This window comes from Weissella thailandensis (genome assembly GCF_001932615.1).
GTDB classification, from domain to species: domain Bacteria; phylum Bacillota; class Bacilli; order Lactobacillales; family Lactobacillaceae; genus Weissella; species Weissella thailandensis.
Genome location: NZ_CP014332.1, coordinates 253891 through 278438 on the forward strand (window position 1 = coordinate 253891; position 24548 = coordinate 278438).

Below are 24548 nucleotides of genomic sequence, written 5' to 3' on the forward strand. Positions count from 1 at the left end.
AAAATAAAAATTATTTTCATTGTTTATAGATGGAAATTTTTGATCATAATAAAGAAAATTTACATGAGTTCCTTATTATATGGGATAATGGTAGGAAGCAATAAACGTCATTAGGTTATTGGAGGATTTAAACGATGACCGATAAAGAAAGATTACGCCAGTACCAAGATTTATTGGAAGCTGGTGCTATTACCGAAGAAGAATATAATGATATGACTAAACATCTACGAGAAAGAATTCAAGCAGATGAACAGTCAACGGATGAGCCTACAGAAGCGCCTAACTCTGATGACACGCCCTCGGCTAGTGAAGATACAGCTGACGATTCAGTGATAGATGAGACATCGGCTACTGACGAAGATGTGGCTGAAAGTCTATCAGCAGAGACGGTTGAGCTAGATGAGACAGTATCTGATGAGGAAGAATCAGCAACTAACATATCAGATGAAGAACCTACAGATCAGGTCGTTCCAGAAGTGCTTCATCCAAATGATGATCACGAAATTCAACCAGTAGTTAGTCAGCGACCAAAGCGTAATTACGATATGATTATCGCAGTGGTTGTTGTGTTGGTTGTATTGATAGGTGGCGGTATTGTCGTGGTTAAACACAACCACCAAAATGCCCAGATTGGTACTGAAACGACCAAAAAGGATACGAGTAAGTCTGATGATACGGCTGCAAAGTCATCAAAGAAAGCCACCACTAAAAAGGACGATAGTGAAAAGGAAAAGGCAAGCAGCAAGCAGAAAAAAGACTCAGAAAAAGTGGCTGCGCAATGGTCAGAGGATCAAACAAAGAAATTGGCTGATTATATGGGCGTCTGGCAGAACGCAATTGGCCAAACGTTTGTGGGAACCTATAATGGTGATACACCAGAACATTTGACATACAAGTTCCCTGAAGCATTAAAAGAAGGCAAGCTTGATGGGCATATAAAACTTGATAATGAGGATGTAAAATTTACTTGGTCAGCTAAGGCTGATAAAAAAGCGGATTATCAAGTCGTAGCGGTTGCTACTGGTTCTCGACGGGGTTCAGATAAACCAACGTCATATTTCTTTGTGATACATGATGGGCAAGGGGTTGTCTATGCAACTGAGACAGCAGATGGTGATGACCTAGAATTAACGAAAACACAGAACGCTGATTTGCAGAATAATTTCGCTGGTATTGTGGATGAAAAAGCGGATGATTCATCAGCAACGTCAGAATCACAAGCAAACATTACTTTTGATGACGATGTAACAGTATCTGAATCTTAATAAACGTATTTTAAATGGCAGCTGGGACACGAAAATGTCCTGGTTTTTTGCTAGTTTGGATAAACATAGCAACCATGTGAGTATTTATGATACACTTACTTTTAGTAAACGAACAACAAAAAAAGAGATATGAAAAAATGGAAACAACAAGATATGATATTCAACATTTAACGATGCATGTTGTGGATGAAGAAAGGACACGTGTTTTTTATGAAAAAGTTTTAGGGTTGGTAGATGTTTCATCCGATGATGAACATATCGATTATGCCTTTCGAAAGGACGAAGCACCATTTCTAACGATGTTATTAAAAGGTAAAGCACAAAGTGTTGCCCAAACGGGGTTGTACCACGTTGCGCTATTATTCCCGAATGCGGCAGAATTAGCATCATTATTACATCGTTTACTAACATTACAGGTTCCGGTTGGTGCCGGTGATCACACGGTTAGTGAGGCGTTGTATATTAATGATTTTGAAGGCAATGGCATTGAGCTTTATCATGATCGAGATCCAAAAGGGTGGCAGTGGACAGATGGTCAGGTGACGATGGGTACTAGCGAAGTGGATGCAGATGCATTGCTGAGCAAGAAAGAGTACGACTGGACAGGATTTCCGATAGGCATGAAAATTGGTCATCTTCATTTTATGGGCAATGACTTAGACGTGGCTGATCATTTCTTTTTAGAATTTCTACAAATGGATTTAGTTACTGATATGCGACCTGGTGCTAGTTTTTATTCAAATAATCATTACCACCACCATCATGCCGTTAACTTATGGCAAAGTCAGCATAGCGAACTACGTCACCTTGACGAGGCCGGTATTGTCAGTTGGCAGGTTATTGTTGACGAAAAGTATTTTTCACTACTAGCAACACGCGCTAAAGACATGCCTGGGTTAATGGAAAATACTAATGACCAAATTGATATCGTTGATCCAATGGGTTCGCTATTAACGATTATTCATGATTAATTTACATGGTTTTGTATTTCTTAATGCTTACTTTTAGTCAATGTTAACCTTCTAGGTTTATAATAAAATATGTAACAAAGTTTTGTTATAAAAAATTACCTAAATAGTAAATGAACCTGCAAACGGTATTGTGTAAGCTATATCTTTAATGCTTTTATTTTTAGAAAGAAGGGTACGATGACATCAATTTATGATTTTTCGGAAACGGAAATGAACGGTAAAGAAATTAACTTAAAAGATTACGCTGGTAAAGTTGTGATCATTGTTAATACAGCTAGTAAATGTGGATTAGCCCCACAACTTGAAGGGTTAGAATCTCTCTATCAAAAATATCGGGATGATGGCTTGGTTGTATTAGGATTACCATCAAATCAATTTAAACAAGAATTAGATACGGATGAGGAGACTAGTGATTATTGCCAAGTGCATTATGGTGTAACTTTCCCTATGACCAAGCGTGTGCTGGTTAATGGTGACGATGAAGATGGATTGTTTACGTATTTAAAATATATGTCAGGAAATGGTCCGATAAAGTGGAACTACACTAAGTTTTTGGTGGGTCGCGATGGGCAACTCATTCATCGCTATGCACCAATTACTAAACCTGAAAAGATGGAAAAAGAAATTGCTGCGGCATTAAAAATCAAGGCATAATGCCTCGATTGTGATTTTGTAAACAATAACAAATACTTGCAAAAATTATATTTTTATGATGTAAGGGTTTTCATGTTATAAAGTTCACTAACTTTGCTGTTGTGTTAATGTTTCCTGAAAACAGGACTTTAATTGTACCACTTTTAGCAAACAACACTATTGCACCATTTGAAATTAGAGAATAAAATGAAGTTGTTCATGAGATATGAATTTCATGAAATGATGATTTTAGTATTTATTTTTATAATTTATGTTTTTGGGGGTATTAACATGAAGGCAGCAGTATGGCATGGCGTAAAGGATATTCGTGTTGAAGATGTAGACTTGAAACCAGCAAAAGATGATGAAGTCGTTATTCGTGTGGCATATGCCGGAATCTGTGGTAGTGACTTGCACGAATACTTAGAGGGTCCTGTATTTATTCCGGTTGATAAGGTTGACGAATTAACTGGTGGTGAAGCACCAGTTACTATGGGACATGAATTCTCAGGTGTCATTGAGTCAGTTGGTAAGGATGTTAAAAATTATAAAGTCGGTGATCATGTTTCAGTTAATCCAACGGTTACACATGGGGAATCACCAGATGACGTCGATGTTTATGATGGTTATAGCTTTATTGGTTTGAGCTGTAATGGTGGTTTCGCTGCGCATGTTAATGTGCCAGAGGGCAACTTATATTCATTACCAGAAGAGTTCCCACTAAAGTTGGCTGCTACGATTGAGCCAACTGCCGTTGCTGTACAAGCTGTTAAAGAGGGTGGCTTGAAGTTTGGTGAGAAGGTTGCCATCTTTGGTGCTGGACCAATTGGTGTGTTAGTTGCCGCTGCTGCTAAGGCTGCTGGTGCAACTAAGATTGTGGCAGTTGATCTATCGGCTGTTCGTTTGGAAAAGGCATTGGCGATGGGAGCAACTGATGTTGTAAACCCTAGTGAAGTTGATGACGCAGTTGCAACTGTCCGTGAAATTTTAGGTGGCGGCGCAGACGTATCATTCGAAGTTGCTGGTGTACAACCTACTTTTGAACAAGCAATTGATGTGACAAAGGCTCGTGGAACAGCAGTGATTGTTTCAATCTTTGCCCACCCAATCTCATTTGATCCAATGCAATTAATGAATGCTGGTGTTAAGTTGACATCAACCATTGCATACTCACGTGAGACCTTCCAACAAACTGTTGACCTAGTTAGCTCAGGTCAGATTAATGTTGAGCCAGTTATTACAGATATCATTGGTTTGGATGACGTTGTTGAAAAAGGATTTGATCGCTTATCAACAGACAAGTCACAAGCTAAGATTTTGATTGACTTGACTAAAGAAAATTAATTTTTAAATAATGAAGCTGGAACAGATAAAATGTTCTGGCTTTTTATATTACTTATAAAAAATAGGTGTTTACAACTTCCAAAAAGTAAGTTAAGATAGTGATAACGAGATATAAGTTGTACATAGTAAATGATTTAAGGAATTTTAATATGACAAAATATGGTGTAATTATTGGATCAATTCGTAAGAACTCATACTCATTGGGTGTTGCCGAAGCATTGGTTGCCGGCTTGCCTGAAGATGCTGAAGTGACATACTTGGACATTGCAAAGTTGCCTTTGTACAACCAAGATTACGATGAAGCTTCTCCTGCTGAGTATACTGAATTCCGTGAAGCCGTTAAGGCACAAGATGCATTTATTATGGTAACGCCAGAGCACAACCGTAGCATTCCAGCCGCATTAAAGAATGCCTTGGACGTTGCTTCTCGTCCATGGGGACAAAGTGTTTGGGCAGGTAAGCCAGTATTGCCAGCTTCACAATCAATTTCTGGCATTGCCGGTGTTGTTGCACACCATGTATTACGTAACTCATTGGACTTCTTGGATATGAAGATCATGCACCAACCTGAATTGTACATTGGTAACACAATGGCTCTTGCTAATGAAGATGGTAAGATTACTAACGAAGATACAAAGGGATTCTTGGCTGGCGTTGGTGCACAATTTGCTGAATTTGCAACAAAGTAAGCAACTATTTTCAAATGTAAATCATTAAGTCAGTTATAATAACTGTCAAAGGGGTGGACAAAACAATTGTCTACCTCTTTTTGTATTAAAAATGTGTTGATTATCAGTCTGTAAAGTTTATAGCATAAACGCGTTACACACCGGCTTCAAAACGACTTTTTCCACGCTCTCTCTTTTTATTTTTCTCATTTTGTTATATGGTTGTGAGTGGAATTTATTTGAAGGAGAATGAGATGAGAAAAAAGTGGGTATTTACACTGAGTATTGTGTTATTAGGTGTTGTGATGCGGGCAACATTTACAACAATACCGGTCGTGATTGATAATGTTGCGCATTCATTTGGACTACCAGTTAGTCAACTTGGTATCCTAACAACTTTACCTTTATTAACGTTTGCAATTTTTTCGCCAACCACGAGTTATGTGACACGGCGCTTTGGTATGGAAAAGACCTTGTTAGGGGCATTACTATTGGTGCTTTTGGGTTCACTTTTACGTGTTGCCAGCGCCTCAATGCTATTTGTCGGTACAATTTTAGTGGGAATTGGTATTGCTTTTATTAATGTTTTGTTACCGGCAACATTAGTTAAATTTACGCCCAACAAAATTGGGGCTTATACATCATTGTATAGTACAACCATGACTTTAATGACGGCGATTTTTCAAATCATTGCGGTACCAATTACCAAAACGTTTAGTTGGCAAATGCTAGTCGTATTCCTTTCGGTAATTGTTTTGTTGGTTGTCGTGACGTGGATATTGCATATGTATGTGAATGTTGATTTGTCTGCTAATAAGCGTGTGCAGCAAGCTGATAATAAAACAGAGCAAGTCCATCCATGGCGTAATAAATATGCTTGGGCAATGCTAGTCATGGCCGGTATTCAATCGGCAGTTTTCTATACCAGTATCGCTTGGGTACCGACAGTTGCTCAACGTACCGGATTATCAGCCACGCAAGCTGGTTGGGTGATTGGTGTGATGTCCTTAATTGGTATTCCAGCGTCAATGTGGGTACCTAGCTTTTTAGAGCGATCTAACTATAAGCAACGGGTGCGCTTTATGACTGGGGCAACTAGTTTATGGCTGATTGCAATCATCATGATGTATAATACGCAAGCTGGCTTGATTTGGTGGTTGATTGTAACGAGCTTTATTGGCTTGGGAGGAACCGCTGTGTTTGTTTACATGGTAACTTCATATGCCATTAGAACGCGTAGTCCGCTGGAAAGTTCAGCACTATCTGGTATGGCACAAACGGGTGGCTATTTAATTGCTGCCGGAGCACCTTGGGCTTATGGTGTGTTGTTCGCCCAGTTAGATAGCTGGTTTTTGCAAACGACGGTCATGGCCGTTGCCATCATCATTTTTATTGGCTTAATGTGGTTTGTTGAGCGTGATGAAACCATTTTTGAATAAGTAATCATTTGTTGCGGAGGTCTTTTGGCTAACGCAACTTTTTTTATACGTATAAAAGTACGTCTATGTCCTTGAAAGTATTTTGGTACAATAAATTTTACTAGTCACGAAACGAGGGAAAAACATGGCTACAGCAGAATTAGAAGTGCATAGCTTAATGACCGTAGATGATTTTATGTCATTCAAAGATGATGATTTTAAACATTTACAACAAGACGTGGCATCTTTAAAGCATGAAAGTGTTCATTACAATCATGAAATTTCTGATTTAAAAAGTGATGTCCAAATTTTAAAGGTCAGTGTGACAGAGTTACAGATAGATGTGCGCTATCTAAAGCGCGATGTTAGTGACTTAAAACAGGATGTCCAAGAATTGAAATTGGATATGGCTGAAGTTAAGGTAGGTCTGAAAACAATCGTGGCAGATATGCGCTTTTTTAAATGGTTGATTGGTGTGAGTGTAGCATTGCCAAGTATGATTTGGATGGTGCAACAACTTTGTCGTCTGATTGGTTGTCCAATTGATTAATTGCCTACAACCAATAAACTAGTATAATAGGGAAAAGAATGCTAAAGATAATGAGAGAAATAAAATGAGCCATATAATCATGCCTGTACGTTTGGGACAAAAACTGACGGGGCAGGTGATCGATGTTCGCTACAATGGGTTTGGCGTTGTGATGTTGGATGATTATCCTATTCACATGGCCAATGCATTTCTTGATGAAACGGTCACTTTTGAAATTACACAAGTTAATCGAAAGTTTGCCCGCGCTGAAGTGATTGCGGTCGTAGAACCATCACCAGATCGTGTGGAGACTGGCAAGGATTACCTATTGGATGTTGGGATTGCGCCCTATATTAATTTGCGCTACGAGGCACAATTAAAGTTAAAGCAGTTCCAGGTAGAAAAGTTCTATCGAGCAGCAGGTATTGAGGCGACTATTGCGCCAACGATTGGCATGGAAAACCCAACCCACTATCGTAATAAAACAGTTGTACCTATTAAACGTGATGGGGATAAACTAGTCACTGGCTTCATTAAACGACGGACGCCCGGAGAAATTTTACCTTTGAGTGACTACTATGTGAACGATCCGGTGATTGATCAAACAATTGGGACCGTCCGTGATATTTTAAACGCACACCATGTATCTGTCTTTAGTGATGAGACCCAACAAGGCGAGATGCGCTATATTATGGTTCGTCGCGGTTACTATAGTCATGAATTAATGGTTGTTTTAGTTGCACAAACAGCAACCATTAAGGATGAAGATGCCATCGCAAATGAAATTGCGACTGTTGTGCCAGGCATTCGTAGCGTTGTTTTGAATCACAATCCCAGAGCGTTACATTTGTTAATGTCAGGTGATAATCGGACGCTATGGGGGGCAGATGCCATTCATGATACGTTGCTTGGTATTGAATTTGAAATTGGACCAAATTCATTTTATCAAGTAAATCCACAAACAACAGAAGTACTATACGCTTTAGCTGCTAAAAAGGCCGAGTTAAAGCCAACTGATACGGTTATTGATGCCTATTCTGGTATCGGAACGATTGGGTTAACAGTTGCTAGTCAGGTAAAGCAAGTACTTGGTGTGGAAGTTATTGAACGGGCGGTTATTGATGCGCAAAAGAACGTAGCGAATAATCAGGTGAAGAACACCACCTTTATTACGGCAGACGCGCCTGAACAGATGCACAGGTGGCAACAAGAAGGTATGCATGCTAATGTTATTTTTGTTGATCCGCCTCGCCGTGGTTTAACTAATGAATTACTTGATGCAGTGACTGAAATGCGCCCTGATCGTTTTGTCTATGTATCATGTAATCCGGCCACGATGGCTCGAGATGCGAGATACTTGATTGACCAAGGCTTCCACATTAAAGGGGATGTGCAACCATTGGATCAATTCCCTCAAACGGCCCATGTTGAAGTGGTTACAGTTTTTGAACCAAATAATTAAAAAAAGCGGTTGGAACATTTTTTAATGTTCCAACCGCTTTTCTAGTTGATTTTGTTTTGCTCGCTCCAATAATTAATGGCGTTGTACGACCAAGGCGCTACTTTGCGTTAAGACGTCTTGATAATAAGAAACGCTATATGAAGTGTCAGGTAATTTTGCTAAGTAACTTTTAATAGCTAGTAGTGAATCGCTATCTTCGCTAAGTAAGCATAGCAAACCATCTGTTTTTAAAACCATTAGTAGGGACTTAATAACTGTTTGAACATCAGACGCGCTACTTTGCTCATCTAATTGAAAAATGGCTGCGCCAATGGGTTCAGTTGGATCCAAGTAAGCGGGGATATTAGTAAATCCTTTGCTAATTAGATCGACACGTTCATTTAAACCACTTAAAAATAGGGAAGCTGCGACATCATCGATTTCAGACTTTGAGTCCGAAAAAGATAGGACCTTACCAGTATCACCAACTCGACTAGCTAAGAAGCGGGTGATATCACCGTGACGAATGGTTGCATCAATTGCGACGTCGCCGGGGGCCAGATATTCGTTAAGTGATATTTGTACTAGATTTTGAATTGAGCGCATTTTCGAAAACCTCTCGTGTGCGATATTTAAAAATTATTTCTTTAGACATGATTAATAAGAAAGTTCCTAAACCAAAACCGGCCAGAACATCTGAGAAATAGTGTACACCCAAGTAAACACGGCTAACAGGAATAGCAATAACTAATCCTGCAAATAAGGTCATAAAGGCGTAACGAATATTATCTTCAGATTTTAGGTAATAGTGTACCAAAACAATCAATGAACCATATAACAAGATAGCATTCAGCGCATGTCCTGATGGGAATGAGTAACCTGATTGTTCGATAACGTGGTAAATCGCTGGTCGTGGTCGGTGAAATAGATGCTTAAACAGTGACATGACTCCTAAACCAAAGACACCAACATTGACAATCATAAATATAGCCACGTCTAACTTGCGAATCAATAAGGCAATAATTGCAGTGACTACCATGACGAGTGCTGTCCATTTGGTATTTCCGGCACGTGTAATATTACGAAAAAACCAAGACCTTTCTGGAGTCAGTGGTTCACGAAGGTAGCGGAACCCAAATTGATCTAGCCAGTCAATATAGCCAAGGTGATATACATAGCCAACCGCCATGACGATAAAAATGATTAATCCAGTGCAAGCGGCAGCTATTTGTAGATAATCGAATTTTCTTAGACGCCTCATTTGAATCCCTCCTTCTCAATCATTTCTCATTTAATTAGTTTAGCACAAAATGTTCCGAAAATATGAATAATAATTGATTGGTTTAATCCTTGATGAATATTGAAAGCTCGGTCTTTTTTTGATAAAGTAAGATTATTAAAGTGAGGTTATCAATCATGGCATATCAACACAAATTAGTAGAGAAAAAATGGCAACATTTTTGGGATGAACATCAGACATTTAAAACATCAAATGTTTCTGATAAGGAAAAGTATTTTGCAATGGACATGTTTCCATTTCCTTCTGGCCAAGGGTTACACGTTGGTCACCCAGAAGGTTATACTGCAACAGACATTGTGTCACGTATGAAGCGTATGCAAGGCTATAATGTCTTACATCCGATGGGATTTGATGCTTTTGGTTTGCCGACTGAGGAGTACGCCATTAAAACTGGTGAAGATCCAAGGACAGTGACAGCTAAGAATGTTAAGACATTCCGTCACCAAATGAAATCGCTTGGCTTGTCATATGATTGGTCACGTGAAGTGAACACGACTGATCCAAAATATTATAAGTGGACGCAATGGATTTTTGAGCAATTGTACAAAAAAGGTCTTGCTTACGAAGACGAAATCATGGTCAACTGGGCACCAGATTATAATGGTGGAACGGTTGTTTCAAATGAGGAAATCATTGATGGTAAGACTGAACGTGGTGGATATCCAGTTTATCGTGTGCCAATGCGTCAATGGGCACTAAAGATTACTGCATATGCGGATCGTTTGCTCGATGACTTAGACGATGTAGATTGGCCAGATGCAATTAAAGAACAACAACGTCACTGGATTGGACGTTCTGTTGGGGCATCAGTTACATTTAAGGTGCAAGACTTTGATGACGAAATCGAAGTCTTTACGACACGTGCCGACACTTTGTTTGGTGCAACGTATCTTGTATTGGCACCTGAGCACAAATTGGTTGATTCAATTGTTAGTGCAGATCAGCAGGCTGCTGTTGACGCCTTTAAGGAAGAAATTGCTTCTAAGTCAGATTTGGAACGTACAGATTTGAACAAAGATAAAGCTGGTGTCTTCACTGGTGCGTATGCCATTAACCCGGTTAATGGTGAAGCATTGCCTATCTGGATTGGTGATTATGTCTTAGCTTCATATGGAACTGGTGCAATTATGGCAGTTGCTGCTCATGATGCACGTGATTATGATTTTGCTAAGAAATATGATTTGCCTATTCGTCCAGTTATTGAAGGTGGCGATGTTACCAAAGAAGCTTACACAGGCGATGGCAAGCACATTAATTCAGGTTTCCTAGATGACTTGGGTAAGGAAGAAGCAATCACAAAGGTGATTGATTGGCTGGAAGAGCATGATGCTGGTCAAAAGAAGATCAATTATCGTCTACGTGACTGGATCTTTTCTCGTCAACGTTACTGGGGTGAGCCAATTCCAGTTATCCATTGGGAAGATGGTGAGCAAACACTAGTTCCTGAATCAGAACTACCATTGCTTTTGCCAGATGTCGACAATATTATGCCTTCTGGTACCGGTGAATCACCTTTGGTTAACGTAGAAGACTGGGTCAATGTTGTTGATGAAAATGGTCGTAAGGGTAAACGTGAAACAAACACGATGCCACAATGGGCGGGTTCATCATGGTATTACCTACGTTACATGGATCCACACAATGAAAAGCAAATCGTTTCACCAGAAGCAGAATCATACTGGCAGAACGTCGACTTGTATATTGGTGGTGCCGAACACGCCGTGCTACATTTGTTGTATGCACGTTTCTGGCATAAGGTATTGTACGATCTAGGTGTTGTGCATACCAAGGAGCCTTTCCAAAAGTTGGCTAACCAAGGTATGATTCTTGGTGAAAACCACGAGAAGATGTCAAAGTCAAAGGGTAATGTTGTTAATCCTGATGATGTGGTTGCCGAATACGGTGCTGATACATTACGTTTGTACGAAATGTTTATGGGACCTTTGGATCAATCGATTGCTTGGTCTGAAGATGGCTTAGCTGGATCACGTCGTTGGCTTGATCGTGTATGGCGTTTGTTCATTGATGATGACGATAAGTTACGTGATCACATTACGACGATCAATGAGCATAAGTTAGATAAAGTTTATAATGAGACTGTTAAGAAGGTCACTGAAGATTATGAGAGCTTGCACTTTAACACGGCGGTCTCTCAAATGATGATCTTTGTTAATGAAGCATATAAGCAAGATAGTTTGCCAGTGGCTTACGTTGAAGGCTTTATCAAGTTGCTTAACCCAATTGCACCTCATATGACTGAAGAGTTGTGGAGCTATTTGCATGCGGATGAATCAATTGCATACGCAGAATGGCCAACTTATGATGAATCAGCATTAGTTGCTGATGAAGTTGAATTGATTCTTCAAGTTAATGGTAAGCTACGTGGTCATGTTACCGTTGCTGCGGATGCTGATCGTGACACCATCACTGCTGCTGCCAAGCAAAATGAAAATGTCCAAAAGCAACTAGATGGTGCAGAGCCTAAGAAGGTAATTGTTGTGCCCGGTAAGTTGATTAACTTTGTGATATAACAGTAGTGAAATGTACGAATTAATACAATTAAAATAATTAATACTTAGATGCTTTTTATTCTGAGTACGCGGAGGCTGGAACATTTTTGTTTCAGCCTCTACTTTTTATAGCATTTTTGTAGAGACGGCCGTTTAGTATGTTGAACTGCCTAAAACGTTAGCAAAAAGTCGTTAGAGTGGGCGGAAATCTTTGCGACGGTGCCGTTTTTAAAACAATGGTCAACACGAATTGATTAATCATTAACCCATTATTTGTAGAAAAACATCTACAAACAATGGGTTTTCTTGTGTATAATAGGTTACTAGGTTGTCATTGGCGCTATAGTTCAACAGGATAGAACAAGGACCTCCTAAGTCTTAGATCACAGTTCGAGTCTGTGTAGCGTCATCGAAATATTAGGAAGGGGAAGTGACATGGCTGACGATAAATCACCCCAATCAAAAAAAGGCTCGTCAACGTCGCCGTTTCGGCGTGACATTAGTTTTGATGAATTAAATCAATTACTTAACGGTAAGAAAATTGATGAAATCTTTGAAGAACGTGAAGACGAAACATCTGTTGAAGATACAGTAGCAGAAGATGATATTGTTTCTGATCAGCAAGTGACAGAAGTCAAAGTACGGCCGAATGGTGTGTCAACATTTAAGGTGCATGAAGTTCCAGATACGGTTGCTCCAAAAACGAATGCTCCAACACCAACGAGTGATAATGCCACGGGTATCGAAAAAAGGCCGTTTGTTGACCCTAACCCTAAGCAAGAAGTAACTACGAGTGAAGCGGATACGTCAGATAGTCAACCTGAAGAAACAGAGACGGCCGCTAAGTCGCGTATGTTACGTGGCTCAGCTTGGATGACTATTGGTAATCTGACATCTAGATTATTAGGGGCCTTATATATTATTCCGTGGATTGCGATGATTGGGAATGTTTATTATAATCTTGCCAATTCATTGTTCTCACAAGGTTACCAAATATATAGTGTTGCCTTATTAATATCGACAGCTGGATTACCTAATGTGTTAGCCCGGCTAGTCGCAGAGTACAGTGCCTCCAAACAGTTTGATGCTGTTCGGCATGTCTTTCGGCAGGCTATCAATTTAGGAGCGATTCTAGGAATTGTTGTTGGGGCTGTTCTATACTTGTCGGCCGGATTGCTATCTCAAGGTGATCCAAACGTCGTACGAGTCATTCACGCTTTGTCAGCTGCGGTAGTTATTATCCCGATCCTGTCGATGTTACGAGGATACGTACAGGGATTCGAATTTATGGGGCTGTCAGCGTGGTCGCAATTTATTGAACAATTAGTACGTGTTATCTACATGCTAGCTCTGACCTATTGGATTATGATTGGTCATCATGGTGATTGGGTCGATGCGACGGTCCAGTCAACATTTGCTGCCTTTTGGGGAGCATTGGCTGGTATTCTGGTACTGTTACTAGGTATCGTGATGCGCCGTCGGTTCTTTGCAGAACAACGTCGTCATTCTGTTAAAACGCAAAACTTTGATGCTCGAGCTGTCTTGATAAAAATGGCTCGACAATCGGTACCTGTTATTTTTGCCGGTTCAGCGATTTCACTAGTTCAAGTGTTTGATCAATATACGTTCTTTAGAATTATCCGAGCATTTACGAATATTTCGAATGATGCAATGCAAGCAATGTATGCCCAATTTGCTTTTAATTCTAATAAGTTAGTCATGTTGGTTGTGTCACTAGCCGTTGGGATGGCAGAAACTGCCCTGCCAATGTTGGCACGCGCAAGAGAGCTTGGTAACTTAGAAAATATTGGTCGTCAAATCCAATTTGCTTTAAAGCTACTAGCATTTGTTATGGTACCAGCAGTTTTGGGGATGGTTGCAATTGCACGTCCACTTTATATTCTGTTCTACCGGACGTCGGATTTGACGAATGGTACCTTGATTTTGCAATTCGCTAGTTATTCAGCTATTTTCTTAAGCTTATATATGGTCGTATTGGCAATTTATCAAGGGTTGGGTAGATTGCGTTATACAGTTAAATTACTTGTTTTTATATTTGCCATTAAAATTATTTTGCAAGTACCATTAACGATTTGGTTGCAAGGTATGGGACCACTTGTATCAACAACGATTGCTTTCTTGGTCGGTATGGTTGTGGCTATTCGCCACCTATCAAGTCTATATCATATTGATTGGGCATCGTTTAATAATACCTTTATGGTTATCCTATTCTGGAGTTTGGTGATGTACGTGATTGTCGCACCGGTCTCTTATACACTGGGACTATTTATACCAGATACCAAGTTATTCCAGTTATTGAATTTAACAATCGCTGGTATTATTGGTGCCGCCATTTATGGTATTGCCGTACTGAAGACACACGTCGGCGAAGCTATCTTAGGTCCACGTGCCGTTTGGATAGCAAAGAAATTGCATTTAAAGTAATCGTGCCATTAGGATAAAGTTGATCTCAATTATTGGGGTCAACTTTTTTTGATTAACTCTGTGGAAAAATCTGTGCAAAACTTGCATTTTCTGTGGATAAAAGGTGGAAAAGGGTGGGATTATTCTGTCTTTTTCCACTGGTACGGTCTAATTTAATATAAAATAAAACAAATTTTTCGCTAAACATATTAAAAACTGCATGATGGCGACGGTCGCTGAAGTACCGCCAAGTTTACTTGGGTGTGGAAAACGATATTGTTCAGTTATTTTCCAAAATTTAAGATGGATAGCGTATAATTCAAAGTAATAGAAAATAAGATAAGGAAATGGGTTAACTATGACACGTTCATTTAAAGAATTAACAGAAGAACAGTTTGAGTCATTTGCACAAGCACACCCTGCTGGTAGCTATTTGCAAACAGCAGCACAAGCGCGCTTATTGGCTCGTCGTGGCTGGCAAACAAGCTTGGTTGGCTTGGTTGAAGATAACCAAGTAGTCGCAGCCGCCGTGTTGGGATGGATTCCTGTACGAATGGGTAATCTGTTCCAAATTGATGGTGGGATGCTAATTGACTTTAGTAACCAAGACTTGGTAAAGGATTTTGTTGAAGGTGTGATGGCATTTGCAAAAGAACGTCACGGTTTGTTTTTGCGAATCATGCCGAATGCAATTTATCGGCGCTTTGATGATGAAGGCCAGCAAATTGGTGATACGGAGAGCACAGTTATTGATGCTTTGACACGCATTGGTTTCGAGCATACGCCAGCTACTAAGGGATGGACAACCAATTCTTCGCCTTCATGGCAATATGTAAAGTCACTACAACCAATTTTGGAAGCGCAAGATACTAAAAAAGCTTTACGGTCATCATTAGCGAAAGATGGTAAGTACTATCTGAAGAAGACAGATCAATTTGGTATCCAGGTGCGACGGTTAAGTAAGGCTGACTTACCTGATTTCAAAGCATTAACACAAGACACAGCAAATCGCTTAAACTATCATGATAAGGACTTAGATTTTTATCAAACAGTTTTTGATGAGTATGGGGATGATGCCTATTTTGTTTTTGCAGAAATGAATTTTCCGGCATACATCAAGGGCCAACAACAAGCACGTGATCATTTAGCTGAAGTTGTGGCAAATCTTGATGCAAGAATTGCTGAGAAACCTAACTATAAAAAGTTAAAGCGTCAACGTGCAGAGTATGCTGATCAACATAAGCAACATGAAAAGCGGATTACACAAGCGAAGATGGCTCATGAGCGAGCTGGTAAGGATATTGTCACTATTGCCGGTGCGTTGTTCTTAGCCACGGCTAATGAAATGATTTATTTGTACTCAGGTACTTATGATGAGTATAAAAACTTCTACGGACCATATGCTGTCCAAGAATATGCCTTTGAACAAGCATTAAAGCGCCAAATTCCACATTACAATTTTTATGGTATTTCAGGTGTGTTTGATGGTTCCGATGGTGTCTTAGGATTTAAGCAAGGATTTTCTGGCCATGCAGAAGAAAAGGTTGGTTCGTTTGTTCGTCCAATTAATGGTCCAAAATATGCCATCTATCACTTCTTAAAGAAAATACTAGCCCGTGGGTAGTGAAACAAAAGGTGTTTTGGCATGTGTTTATCCGGTGAAAATCATTAATATGTGCTAAATACGAAAGAGGTTGAGACAAAAAAGTCTCAACCTCTTTTTAACTGTGATAAATTTTGTCGCACTCGCAGTATTCAATGGCTACTCCATAGCTACTAAATGAACATTACTTGCGCCAGAAATTGTTTGAATTTCCTGCATCAATGCCGTTAAAGTCTGGTTCATTTGGTTGATATCTAATGAAATAACAATACTGGCGACATCGTGAATAGGGACATTTTGGTTAATCGTTAGCACGCTTGCGCCAGACGCAGAAGTTATTTGCAACACCTGAGCTAATAAGCCACTCTTATCTTCCAGTAGGAACGAGATAATTGCTTTACGGTGACCGATATTTTCGTCAGGTAAAAAGACTAAATCTTTGTATTTGTAGAATGTTCCGCGACTGATACCGACTCTTTTGACCGCTTCACTGACTTGTGTAACAACGCCTTTTTCTAGTAGTAAGCGTGCTTCAATAACTTTACCAAAAGAATCCGGCAAGATTGAACTGTCAACGATATAATACTTCTCCACGGTTTATTACCTCACTTTGTACACCGTTTTTATCAATTTGAACTGGTGAAATTATCCATTGTGGAAACAACGCTTGGGCGTGAACCAATAGGCTATGAGCGGCTTGCTGGTTAGGCATAATTGCCATCAAAGTTGAGCCACTACCACTAATATACATCGTACCATATTCGCTTTCAGCAAGCTGTTTGGCCTGTTGATATTCTGGAATTAATTTCGCACGATAAGGTTCGTGAATAAGATCCTGACATGTGCGTTGTAACAAGTCAGCATCCCCAGTTTCTAATGCGTGCGTCATCATGGTGCAACGGCTGACCTGATGAATCGCAGTTGCGTAATTCATGGTTGTTGGCAAAACACGCCGTGCCTCATGTGTGCTGATGGGATAGTTTGGCACAAGGGCGACAAATTTTAGTTCATCAGAAATCGGATATTGCGCAACTACGGGTTGCTGTTGATCATTTAAAAACGAGACACATAAGCCGCCGTAAATCGATGGTGTCACATTGTCAGGGTGTCCCTCCATTTCAACAGCTAGTTTTAACAGATTAGTTGTTGAAATGGCATTATCGAACCAGATACTGGCAGCTTTGAGACCGGCAATAATACAAACGGCAGAACTACCTAATCCGCGAGCAACCGGCACTTGACTAGCAATCGTTATGTTGAGATTAGGTGTAGGCTCTTGAAGAAATTCACAACCTTTCAGAAATGCCTGGTAGACTAAATTACGATTATTTTGATAGGCAACGTCGCAACCGCTGATTTCTAGGGGTTGATCACTGGCTTCAAAATAGAATTCTGAATACATGGAAACTGCTAGCCCCATACAATCGAAGCCAACGCCGAGGTTTGCGCTAGTAGCGGGCACTTTGATTTTGAACATTAAAAATTACCTCCGCTTGTTGTTTAACGTATGCTTGCATTTTTTCAGGTGACAAAATGTTTTTGTGTCGTATTGGTAAACCGTGCAGACGGGCAAGATTGTCTGGGACAGGTGCATTGGTATAATCTGCTAATCGTTGTATTAAATCGAAACTATTAGAAGCCTTATCAACATCTGGCAAAATAGCAGGGGCGGTTGTTTCGACAAATTTATAGGGACTGGCTGTTGCTAATAAAATCATCGGTGTTTGATCATGTTGCTGATAATCACGCATTACATGATAGCCGGCAGCCGTGTGCGGATCCATTAAATAACCTTGTTCTTCATAAACCTCTTTGATTGCTGTTTGAATATCGTGATCACTACTGAATCCGCAAGCAAAATCTCGTTGCAAATTTTGTAAAAGTTTATCTGAAATTTGATAATGTCCGTTTTTCTCTAGTTGATTCATTAGTTGGTCAATATAAGCGCTATCTAATCCTGATTCGTAATATAGCAAACGTTCTAAATTGCTTGATACTTGGATATCCATACTTGGTGCAACAGTATGTAAGAAGGGTCGCTGTCGATCATAAATACCAGTTTTGAAGAAATCGGTTAATACATTATTAGCATTGGCCGCTACAATTAGTTTTTTAATTGGCAAACCAAGTAACTTGGCATAATAACCAGCTAAAACGTCGCCAAAGTTCCCAGTAGGAACCGTGAAGTTAACCAAATCACCTTGGGCAATTTCTCCTTGTTCGACTAATTGTTGATAGGCAGAAAAATAGTAGACGACTTGCGGTGCTAAGCGTCCAATATTGATGGAATTTGCACTAGAAAGGTGCAAATCACTGGCTAATGTTTCTTTAAATATGTCATTGTTAAAGATTTCTTTGACGTGACGTTGGGCGTCATCAAAATTACCAATGATAGCAGCAACGCTAGTATTTTCTCCAGCAGTCGTTAGCATTTGTTTTTCTTGAATATCACTCACGCCACCTTCTGGATAAAAAACAGCAATGCCAACGTTATTGATGTTTTTAAAACCTTCTAAAGCTGCCTTGCCAGTATCGCCGCTCGTGGCAGTTAATACGAGACTATGTTCATTTTTCTCTAGGGCTAGCTGCATGAGATGAGGCAGGAGTTGTAAGCCAATATCCTTGAAGGCGCTGGTTGGACCATGCCAAAGTTCTAAAACGTGGCAATCGTTGATTGTATGTAAAGGGGTGATTTTAGTGGTATCAAAATTTTGATAGTAGGCGTTGTGAACAGCTTGCGTAAGCTCGGTTGGCGTAAAATCTGGCAACAAAAGATGCAAGATGTTTTGCGCAAGTTGTTGATAATCTAACGGTAGTAGTTCAGTTAAATTGATTTTTTCCTGACCGAGGTTGGGGTCAACGAATAATCCATGATCAATAGCTAACCCTTGCTTCACAGCCGTTTTAGCTGAGACTGGTTGCTGACGACCTCTAGTACTAACAAATCTTCTTTTCATTTGATATCACTCCTTGCCTTTTAGTATTTATCATGATAATCTGTTCATCATAAAAAGACAAGTGTTTATATAAAATAAACATATTTTTGGAGGTGGGTTAGTTTGAATATTGCAATTTTAGGATTTGGTACAGTTGGGACAGGCGTATTTAAAATGATTAATCAGGTGCATCGTCTAACCGAAAATCTCCACGTAAAATATGTGTTTGTGAGAGAAAATAAAAAAGATCAATTGGCAGAAGCAACTGCAAGTTTTGATGAAATTATTAATGACCCAGAGGTTGAGGTGGTTGTCGAGGTTTTAGGCGGTTTAGAGCCGGCACATCAGTATATTTTAGCGGCGTTACGACATCATAAACATGTTATTACGGCGAATAAGGCTGTGATTGCTTGTTATTTAGAAGAATTCACGCAAGCTGCTGCTGAAAATCAGGTGCATTTTTATTTTGAATCAAGTGTGGGTGGTGGTACACCTTGGATTTCAGAAATAGAACGTGCTGCGCGGGTTGATGATATTGACCACATCCAGGGCATTTTCAATGGAACAAGTAATTTTATTCTTGATCGTATGGCGCAGAGTGGGGCTGCATTTGCAGATGTACTTGGTCAGGCACAAGAGCTTGGTTATGCTGAAGCTGACCCCAGTGCAGACGTTGATGGTTGGGACATTGCCAATAAACTATGCATAAGTTGCGACATTGCTTATGATTGTTTTGTGTCACCGAGTCAGGATTTGCCAGTCTTTGGTATTCGAAACATCACAGCGGCAGATATTAATGCCTTTGCTCGCCAGGGATATACGGTGAAATTAATGGGTAAGAGTCGTCAAATAGGGAATGCTTTTGATTATGCGGTCGAGCCCACACTGTATCCTAGAAATACATTTGAAGCGAATACGCGTGAAAACTATAATTTGATTAGTCTGCATGGTCAAACAATCGGCGATTTAAATTTCATTGGTCAAGGAGCGGGGCAGTTACCAACTGCTAATGCTATTATTCAAGATATTTTAGATATTGTGGAACGTCGAGACCATTTAAAACGCGGCTTTGAACGACAATTAACATTTCAAGCGAACCTAACGAAAAGTGACTATTTACTGCGGTCAACAATTAATTATCAGCAATTATTTAGTAATTATGATGCGCATCAAGTGGGTGATTATGTGCTAGTTCATCAAATCCCAGTTGGCTTGATGCATAGTTTGATGAAAAATATTCAAGAAAAAGATCCGCATGCTTGGATGGTTAATCTACCTGCTGAATCTCATGAAGGCGCTATACAGAAAGTTGCCTATAACTAATCTATTTTTAGCACAAAAAGGGTTTGGAACAATTGATTTGTTCCAAACCCTTTGTGCTAAGAATGCATGAATTGTAAGGCTGTAAATTTTATAGCCTAAACGCGTTCCAAAAGTCTGAAGCCTCAGTGTAATGTCATTTACATCATTCCCGTCCTTCGCTTTGCTACGGCCAAAAATGGCGCAAACAACATTACACACCGGCTTCAGAGCGGCTTTTGTCTCGCTCTCTTTTCTATGCACCAGCATGTTATCTGTTTATTTTTTGAAAAATCCGAATCGCCATAGAATCACTGTAATGATAACCATTAAAATGATTGTAATAACTATAGTATATAACCAACCGCCAGATTCATTGGTGAAAGGGAGTGAAACGTTTTGTCCGAAAAATCCCGAAACAATCGTGGGTACGGTGAGGACGATTGATGACACTGTCAGTAGTTTCATTGTCCAATTCAAGTTGGCATTCGCCACATTGTCAAAGGCGTTAGCGACACTTTTTGTGACTTCTTGTGATAGTTTTCCGGTATCTAATGCCTGTTGCAACTCAACTTGAACGTCATCAATACGCTCAAGCTGCTTGGTATTTAACTGCTGTTGATCATGGGTTTGTAGTGTTTTCAGAAGCACATCGTCCGTCTGTAACGAATTAATCAAGTAGATCAAGTCGGTTTGTAGTGACATTAGCTGATTAATTGCGGGTTGGGTTGGTTTTGTTGACTTAATCGTGCTTTGAATAGATAAACGTTTACGATTAATGGTTAAGATTGCTTTCATAAATTCGCTAGATAATGATTCTGTCAGATTTAGGATGATATCAATCGGTTGTGTGAATGTTTTTGGAGATAATTTGGTCAATTGATTAATGGCGTATTCAGTTTCTTTACGGGTGAATATATACAGGGTAGACTGGTCGGGTTTGTATAGAAACCCCACAGGCTCAGTAGTTGCTCGATTTGATATGGGGGTCACAATGTCAAATATCATTAAATGATAGTGATTGATTTCATCAAATTCCATACGGGCGCTTTCATAGGGGTCAATCGCATAGTTGATCAACTCATTCGGAATACCATGTTGATTAACTAGGGTGACGCGATCGTCAGGGGTCATTTCATCAACATGGTATACCGTGCATTTAGAAAATAATTGCTGTTCTTTTATCATCTATCATCAACTCTACTTTCTTCATAGGCATATGTATGTTTTGTTATTATCAGTATAACGAAATAATTAATTGGTGATGGCTTTTTTTAAAAAATTAGCAAAAAGTGGTTGGGACATTTATTTTGTCCCAACCACTTGAATATTCATTGTTAAATTTTTTCGAATCTTAAGAGATTTGGGTACCAGCTTCTAATGAGTTATCTAATTTGAAAATACTTTCAATATCAATGATGACATAAGCAGCACGTGGAAAACGTTCAAATAGACTGTCGGGCAATTTTTCCTTAGCCAAGTCATCATCTTCATGAATATGAACTTGACCTTCAAAGCGAAAGCCTTTTTGTGCAGAACGATCGGCAACGGCAACAGCGGCACGACCATTATCAGTTAAGTTATGGAATGCATGATGGAAGGTATGCTCGAAGTAGGCTAAGTGAGTATCGTCCAGAACATGGAGTGATCCCTTAGGACCGACCTTAGGCATACCGTTTTCATCGGCAGTAGCTAAAAAGGGTAACTGTTCGTTAAGCATTTGTTTCATTTCTTCGGTTAATTCAGCCATGTTAAGTCCTCTTTTCAATTATTGCTTACTAATTATAAGAGGATGTGCTTTAAAAATCAAATTTATTGGCTTAAATTGGTGGAATGTAAATACTGATAGTTGACTAACGGTATAAAAATCGGTATACTTTAACAGTTATCGATAACAAAATTGGAGGAAATAATTATGGCAACTAGATCACCATATAACACATGGGCCCGTCGTCGTCCAGTTTCACATGACTATTCAAAGAAAGTTCGCGAAGCTGAAGTTGTTAACATTCAACAATGGGCTAAGGGTAAAGCTGAATTAGAATCAAAGTAATTTGATCTATTTAGCGATAGAACCATAAGACTAACGTAGATATACGTTAGTCTTTTTTTTATAGAAATAATTCAAATTGTTATAATGAAAGTACTACGCAATACATAGATGGAGGTCGGCATGGCAAGTAAATATCCAACAGCGGAATTAGTTGGCGTGGTAATGACGCAAACTAATAGTGGTCAGTATGAACCAAAAGAAACACAACTAGATATGAATGCATTTCATAGTTGGCGCATCGGTAAACATACCAAAGGAAAGTTGCAAGAACCCGGACAATTATTTTTGACGGAAAATAATTTGGTTGTGATGTTAGTTGCAATCAAGCCATTGGCGTTTAAAAATCGACATGATATTACACCGATGGCCCGCTTTTTAACAACTTCAGGGTCTGAGGAAGTGAAAACACAATTATTAACAATCTATCATGACTAAATTGGTTGCTGGATTAAAGTAATGCTTTTTTAAGATTCTCGCGTTACACTATTAGCTACAGAATGTTTTTTGTCAATTATAGGGGGAAAATAATAAATATGACAACAGCAGAGTTTGGAGTCGTTGGACTTGCCGTTATGGGTCGCAACTTAGCATTAAATGTTGCTTCACGCGGTTACAAAGTGGCGTTATATAATCGTACATCTGGACGTACGGATGACTTGGTTGAGAAGCATCCTGATTCAGGATTTGTACCTAGCTATTCAATTAAAGAATTTGTGGCATCGATAGAAAAGCCACGCCGAATTTTATTGATGGTAAAGGCTGGTGCTGGTACGGATGCGGTCATTGAGGAATTGATACCATACTTAGATAAGGGGGATATCCTGATTGATGGTGGTAATACTTTCTTTGAGAATACCATCCGTCGTTCTAATAAATTAGAGAAGTCAGGAATCAACTTCATTGGTATGGGAGTTTCTGGTGGTGAACTAGGTGCGCTGCAGGGACCATCAATGATGCCTGGAGGTCAACGTGAAGCTTACGATTTGGTTGAGCCAGTCTTGCAAGAAATTGCCGCTAAGGCACCGGAAGATGGTAAGCCAACCGTGACGTATATTGGTCCAAATGGTGCCGGGCACTATGTCAAAATGGTGCATAACGGGATTGAATATGGTGATATGCAACTTATCGCCGAATCTTATGACATCTTAAAGCGTGTCTTAAAGTTGGATAAAGATGATTTGGCTACGACGTTTGCTGACTGGAATAAGGGTGAGCTAGACTCATATCTGATTGAGATTACTGCCGATATTTTGACACGTAATGATGATTTGGGATCTGGTAAGCCAATGGTTGATATGATCTTAGACCGTGCTGGTAACAAAGGGACTGGTAAGTGGTCATCACAATCAGCTTTGGAAGTTGGCGCACCACAATCATTGATAACGGAATCAGTTTATGCCCGTTATATTTCAGCATTAAAGACTGATCGTGTGGCTGCCGCTGATGTGCTAGCCGGACCAGAGTATGAGTTTGATGGTGACATTGCGGCTACTACTGAAGATATTCGTAAGGCACTTTACTTTGGTAAGGTGATGTCATATGCTCAAGGATTTGACCAATTACGCATGGCATCAGACAATTATGATTGGTCGTTACCATTTGGTGAATTAGCCCAATTGTGGCGTGCTGGTGCAATTATTCGTGCGCAATTCTTGCAACGCATTACCGATGCTTACGATGAAAAGCCTGAATTACACAACTTGTTGCTAGCACCTTACTTTAAGCAGATTGCGGAGTCATATCAAGCATCTGCTCGTCGTGTGATTGCTTTGGCAACCGCAGCCGGTGTACCAGTGCCATCGTTATCAGCGGCAGTGGCTTATTATGATTCATATCGTTCAGCAGTTTTGCCAGCTAACTTGATTCAAGCACAGCGTGATTACTTTGGTGCACATACTTATGAACGTGTTGATAAGCCAGCCGGTGAAATGTACCATTATTCATGGTATGACGAAGCCTAAAATAATAATCAATGATAATTGATGTTGTTTTGCAGTTTAAAACATGCTAATATTTGTCTAGCGAAAAATAAAAACGTACATTAATTGAGGAGAGACCATCAAATGTTTGATTTTATTAATAACAATAATAATAATCGTTTGAACTCAACACAATTAGTGATTGGGCGTTTTTGTAACGCTTAAACTGTGAGAA

22 protein-coding genes and 1 tRNA gene are annotated in these 24548 nt (G+C 39.6%); 16 read left to right on the plus strand and 7 right to left on the minus strand.

Annotation, left to right across the window (positions count from 1 at the left end; genetic code table 11):
* Nucleotides 1-134: 134 nt before the first annotated feature.
* From FOL01_RS01350 to rlmD, 8 genes are all read left to right on the plus strand, one after another.
* On the plus strand, nucleotides 135-1265 hold the full coding sequence (locus FOL01_RS01350) for a DUF4767 domain-containing protein (RefSeq protein WP_075268949.1): 1131 nt from the start codon (nucleotides 135-137) through the stop codon (nucleotides 1263-1265).
* A 137-nt stretch (nucleotides 1266-1402) separates the two neighbouring features.
* The gene (locus FOL01_RS01355) at nucleotides 1403-2236 is read left to right on the plus strand and encodes a VOC family protein (RefSeq protein WP_075268950.1); all 834 of its coding nucleotides are present in this window, start codon (nucleotides 1403-1405) and stop codon (nucleotides 2234-2236) included.
* 177 nt (nucleotides 2237-2413) lie between these two features.
* The gene (locus tag FOL01_RS01360) at nucleotides 2414-2890 is read left to right on the plus strand and encodes a glutathione peroxidase (RefSeq protein ID WP_075268951.1); all 477 of its coding nucleotides are present in this window, start codon (nucleotides 2414-2416) and stop codon (nucleotides 2888-2890) included.
* Between the two features lie 270 nt (nucleotides 2891-3160).
* Nucleotides 3161-4213, plus strand: a complete 1053-nt coding sequence (locus tag FOL01_RS01365) for a 2,3-butanediol dehydrogenase (protein ID WP_075270597.1) — start codon at nucleotides 3161-3163, stop codon at nucleotides 4211-4213.
* 149 nt (nucleotides 4214-4362) lie between these two features.
* Entirely contained in the window at nucleotides 4363-4902 is a 540-nt protein-coding gene (locus tag FOL01_RS01370; protein WP_075268952.1) for an NADPH-dependent FMN reductase, read from the plus strand.
* A 233-nt stretch (nucleotides 4903-5135) separates the two neighbouring features.
* Entirely contained in the window at nucleotides 5136-6320 is a 1185-nt protein-coding gene (locus FOL01_RS01375) for an MFS transporter (RefSeq protein ID WP_169823038.1), read from the plus strand.
* 124 nt (nucleotides 6321-6444) lie between these two features.
* Nucleotides 6445-6849 carry a coiled-coil domain-containing protein gene (locus tag FOL01_RS01380; RefSeq protein ID WP_075268954.1) on the plus strand — a complete coding sequence of 135 codons (405 nt, stop codon included), beginning with the start codon at nucleotides 6445-6447 and terminating at the stop codon, nucleotides 6847-6849.
* Nucleotides 6850-6913: 64 nt separating this feature from the next.
* Complete coding sequence (gene rlmD, locus FOL01_RS01385; protein WP_075268955.1) at nucleotides 6914-8290, plus strand: 23S rRNA (uracil(1939)-C(5))-methyltransferase RlmD; 1377 nt, start codon at nucleotides 6914-6916, stop codon at nucleotides 8288-8290.
* Between the two features lie 72 nt (nucleotides 8291-8362).
* On the opposite strand, the gene FOL01_RS01390 is transcribed toward rlmD, so the two are convergent.
* A complete protein-coding gene (locus tag FOL01_RS01390; protein ID WP_075268956.1) occupies nucleotides 8363-8875 on the minus strand; it encodes an rRNA methyltransferase in 513 nt (170 codons plus the stop codon).
* The gene (locus tag FOL01_RS01395) at nucleotides 8838-9530 is read right to left on the minus strand and encodes a phosphatase PAP2 family protein (RefSeq protein ID WP_075268957.1); all 693 of its coding nucleotides are present in this window, start codon (nucleotides 9528-9530) and stop codon (nucleotides 8838-8840) included. The genes FOL01_RS01390 and FOL01_RS01395 overlap by 38 nt, the downstream gene beginning before the upstream one ends.
* A gap of 155 nt (nucleotides 9531-9685) precedes the next feature.
* Here FOL01_RS01395 and leuS point away from each other — a divergent pair, with 155 nt between their 5' ends.
* From leuS to FOL01_RS01415, 4 genes are all read left to right on the plus strand, one after another.
* The gene (leuS, locus tag FOL01_RS01400) at nucleotides 9686-12100 is read left to right on the plus strand and encodes a leucine--tRNA ligase (protein ID WP_075268958.1); all 2415 of its coding nucleotides are present in this window, start codon (nucleotides 9686-9688) and stop codon (nucleotides 12098-12100) included.
* 315 nt (nucleotides 12101-12415) lie between these two features.
* Nucleotides 12416-12488: transfer RNA gene (locus tag FOL01_RS01405), tRNA-Arg, on the plus strand.
* Nucleotides 12489-12514: 26 nt separating this feature from the next.
* On the plus strand, nucleotides 12515-14524 hold the full coding sequence (locus tag FOL01_RS01410) for a putative polysaccharide biosynthesis protein (protein ID WP_083603393.1): 2010 nt from the start codon (nucleotides 12515-12517) through the stop codon (nucleotides 14522-14524).
* Nucleotides 14525-14861: 337 nt separating this feature from the next.
* Nucleotides 14862-16127, plus strand: a complete 1266-nt coding sequence (locus FOL01_RS01415) for an aminoacyltransferase (RefSeq protein ID WP_075268959.1) — start codon at nucleotides 14862-14864, stop codon at nucleotides 16125-16127.
* 138 nt (nucleotides 16128-16265) lie between these two features.
* Here the strand turns inward: FOL01_RS01415 and FOL01_RS01420 are convergent, their stop codons facing one another.
* The 3 genes from FOL01_RS01420 to thrC are packed head-to-tail and all read right to left on the minus strand — an operon-like array spanning nucleotide 16266 to nucleotide 19063.
* Nucleotides 16266-16700, minus strand: a complete 435-nt coding sequence (locus tag FOL01_RS01420; RefSeq protein ID WP_075268960.1) for an ACT domain-containing protein — start codon at nucleotides 16698-16700, stop codon at nucleotides 16266-16268.
* Complete coding sequence (thrB, locus tag FOL01_RS01425; RefSeq protein ID WP_075268961.1) at nucleotides 16678-17583, minus strand: homoserine kinase; 906 nt, start codon at nucleotides 17581-17583, stop codon at nucleotides 16678-16680. The genes FOL01_RS01420 and thrB overlap by 23 nt, the downstream gene beginning before the upstream one ends.
* Complete coding sequence (thrC, locus tag FOL01_RS01430) at nucleotides 17555-19063, minus strand: threonine synthase (RefSeq protein ID WP_075268962.1); 1509 nt, start codon at nucleotides 19061-19063, stop codon at nucleotides 17555-17557. Before thrC ends, thrB begins: the two co-directional genes overlap by 29 nt.
* A 102-nt stretch (nucleotides 19064-19165) precedes the next feature.
* Between thrC and FOL01_RS01435 the strand changes: the two genes are divergently transcribed.
* The gene (locus FOL01_RS01435) at nucleotides 19166-20365 is read left to right on the plus strand and encodes a homoserine dehydrogenase (protein ID WP_075268963.1); all 1200 of its coding nucleotides are present in this window, start codon (nucleotides 19166-19168) and stop codon (nucleotides 20363-20365) included.
* 255 nt (nucleotides 20366-20620) lie between these two features.
* Here FOL01_RS01435 and FOL01_RS01440 read toward each other — a convergent pair whose 3' ends face one another.
* Nucleotides 20621-21529 (minus strand): magnesium transporter CorA family protein, encoded by a 909-nt coding sequence (locus FOL01_RS01440; RefSeq protein WP_075268964.1) that lies wholly within the window; start codon nucleotides 21527-21529, stop codon nucleotides 20621-20623.
* A 166-nt stretch (nucleotides 21530-21695) separates the two neighbouring features.
* The gene (locus tag FOL01_RS01445) at nucleotides 21696-22091 is read right to left on the minus strand and encodes a pyridoxamine 5'-phosphate oxidase family protein (RefSeq protein WP_075268965.1); all 396 of its coding nucleotides are present in this window, start codon (nucleotides 22089-22091) and stop codon (nucleotides 21696-21698) included.
* A gap of 165 nt (nucleotides 22092-22256) precedes the next feature.
* Here FOL01_RS01445 and FOL01_RS11175 point away from each other — a divergent pair, with 165 nt between their 5' ends.
* The 3 genes from FOL01_RS11175 (at nucleotide 22257) to gndA (ending at nucleotide 24355) form a co-directional block, all read left to right on the plus strand.
* Nucleotides 22257-22394 carry a hypothetical protein gene (locus FOL01_RS11175; protein ID WP_165845925.1) on the plus strand — a complete coding sequence of 46 codons (138 nt, stop codon included), beginning with the start codon at nucleotides 22257-22259 and terminating at the stop codon, nucleotides 22392-22394.
* A 120-nt stretch (nucleotides 22395-22514) separates the two neighbouring features.
* A complete protein-coding gene (locus tag FOL01_RS01450) occupies nucleotides 22515-22829 on the plus strand; it encodes a DUF7671 family protein (RefSeq protein ID WP_075268966.1) in 315 nt (104 codons plus the stop codon).
* A gap of 98 nt (nucleotides 22830-22927) precedes the next feature.
* A complete protein-coding gene (gndA, locus tag FOL01_RS01455) occupies nucleotides 22928-24355 on the plus strand; it encodes an NADP-dependent phosphogluconate dehydrogenase (RefSeq protein WP_075268967.1) in 1428 nt (475 codons plus the stop codon).
* The last annotated feature ends 193 nt before the right edge of the window (nucleotides 24356-24548 follow it).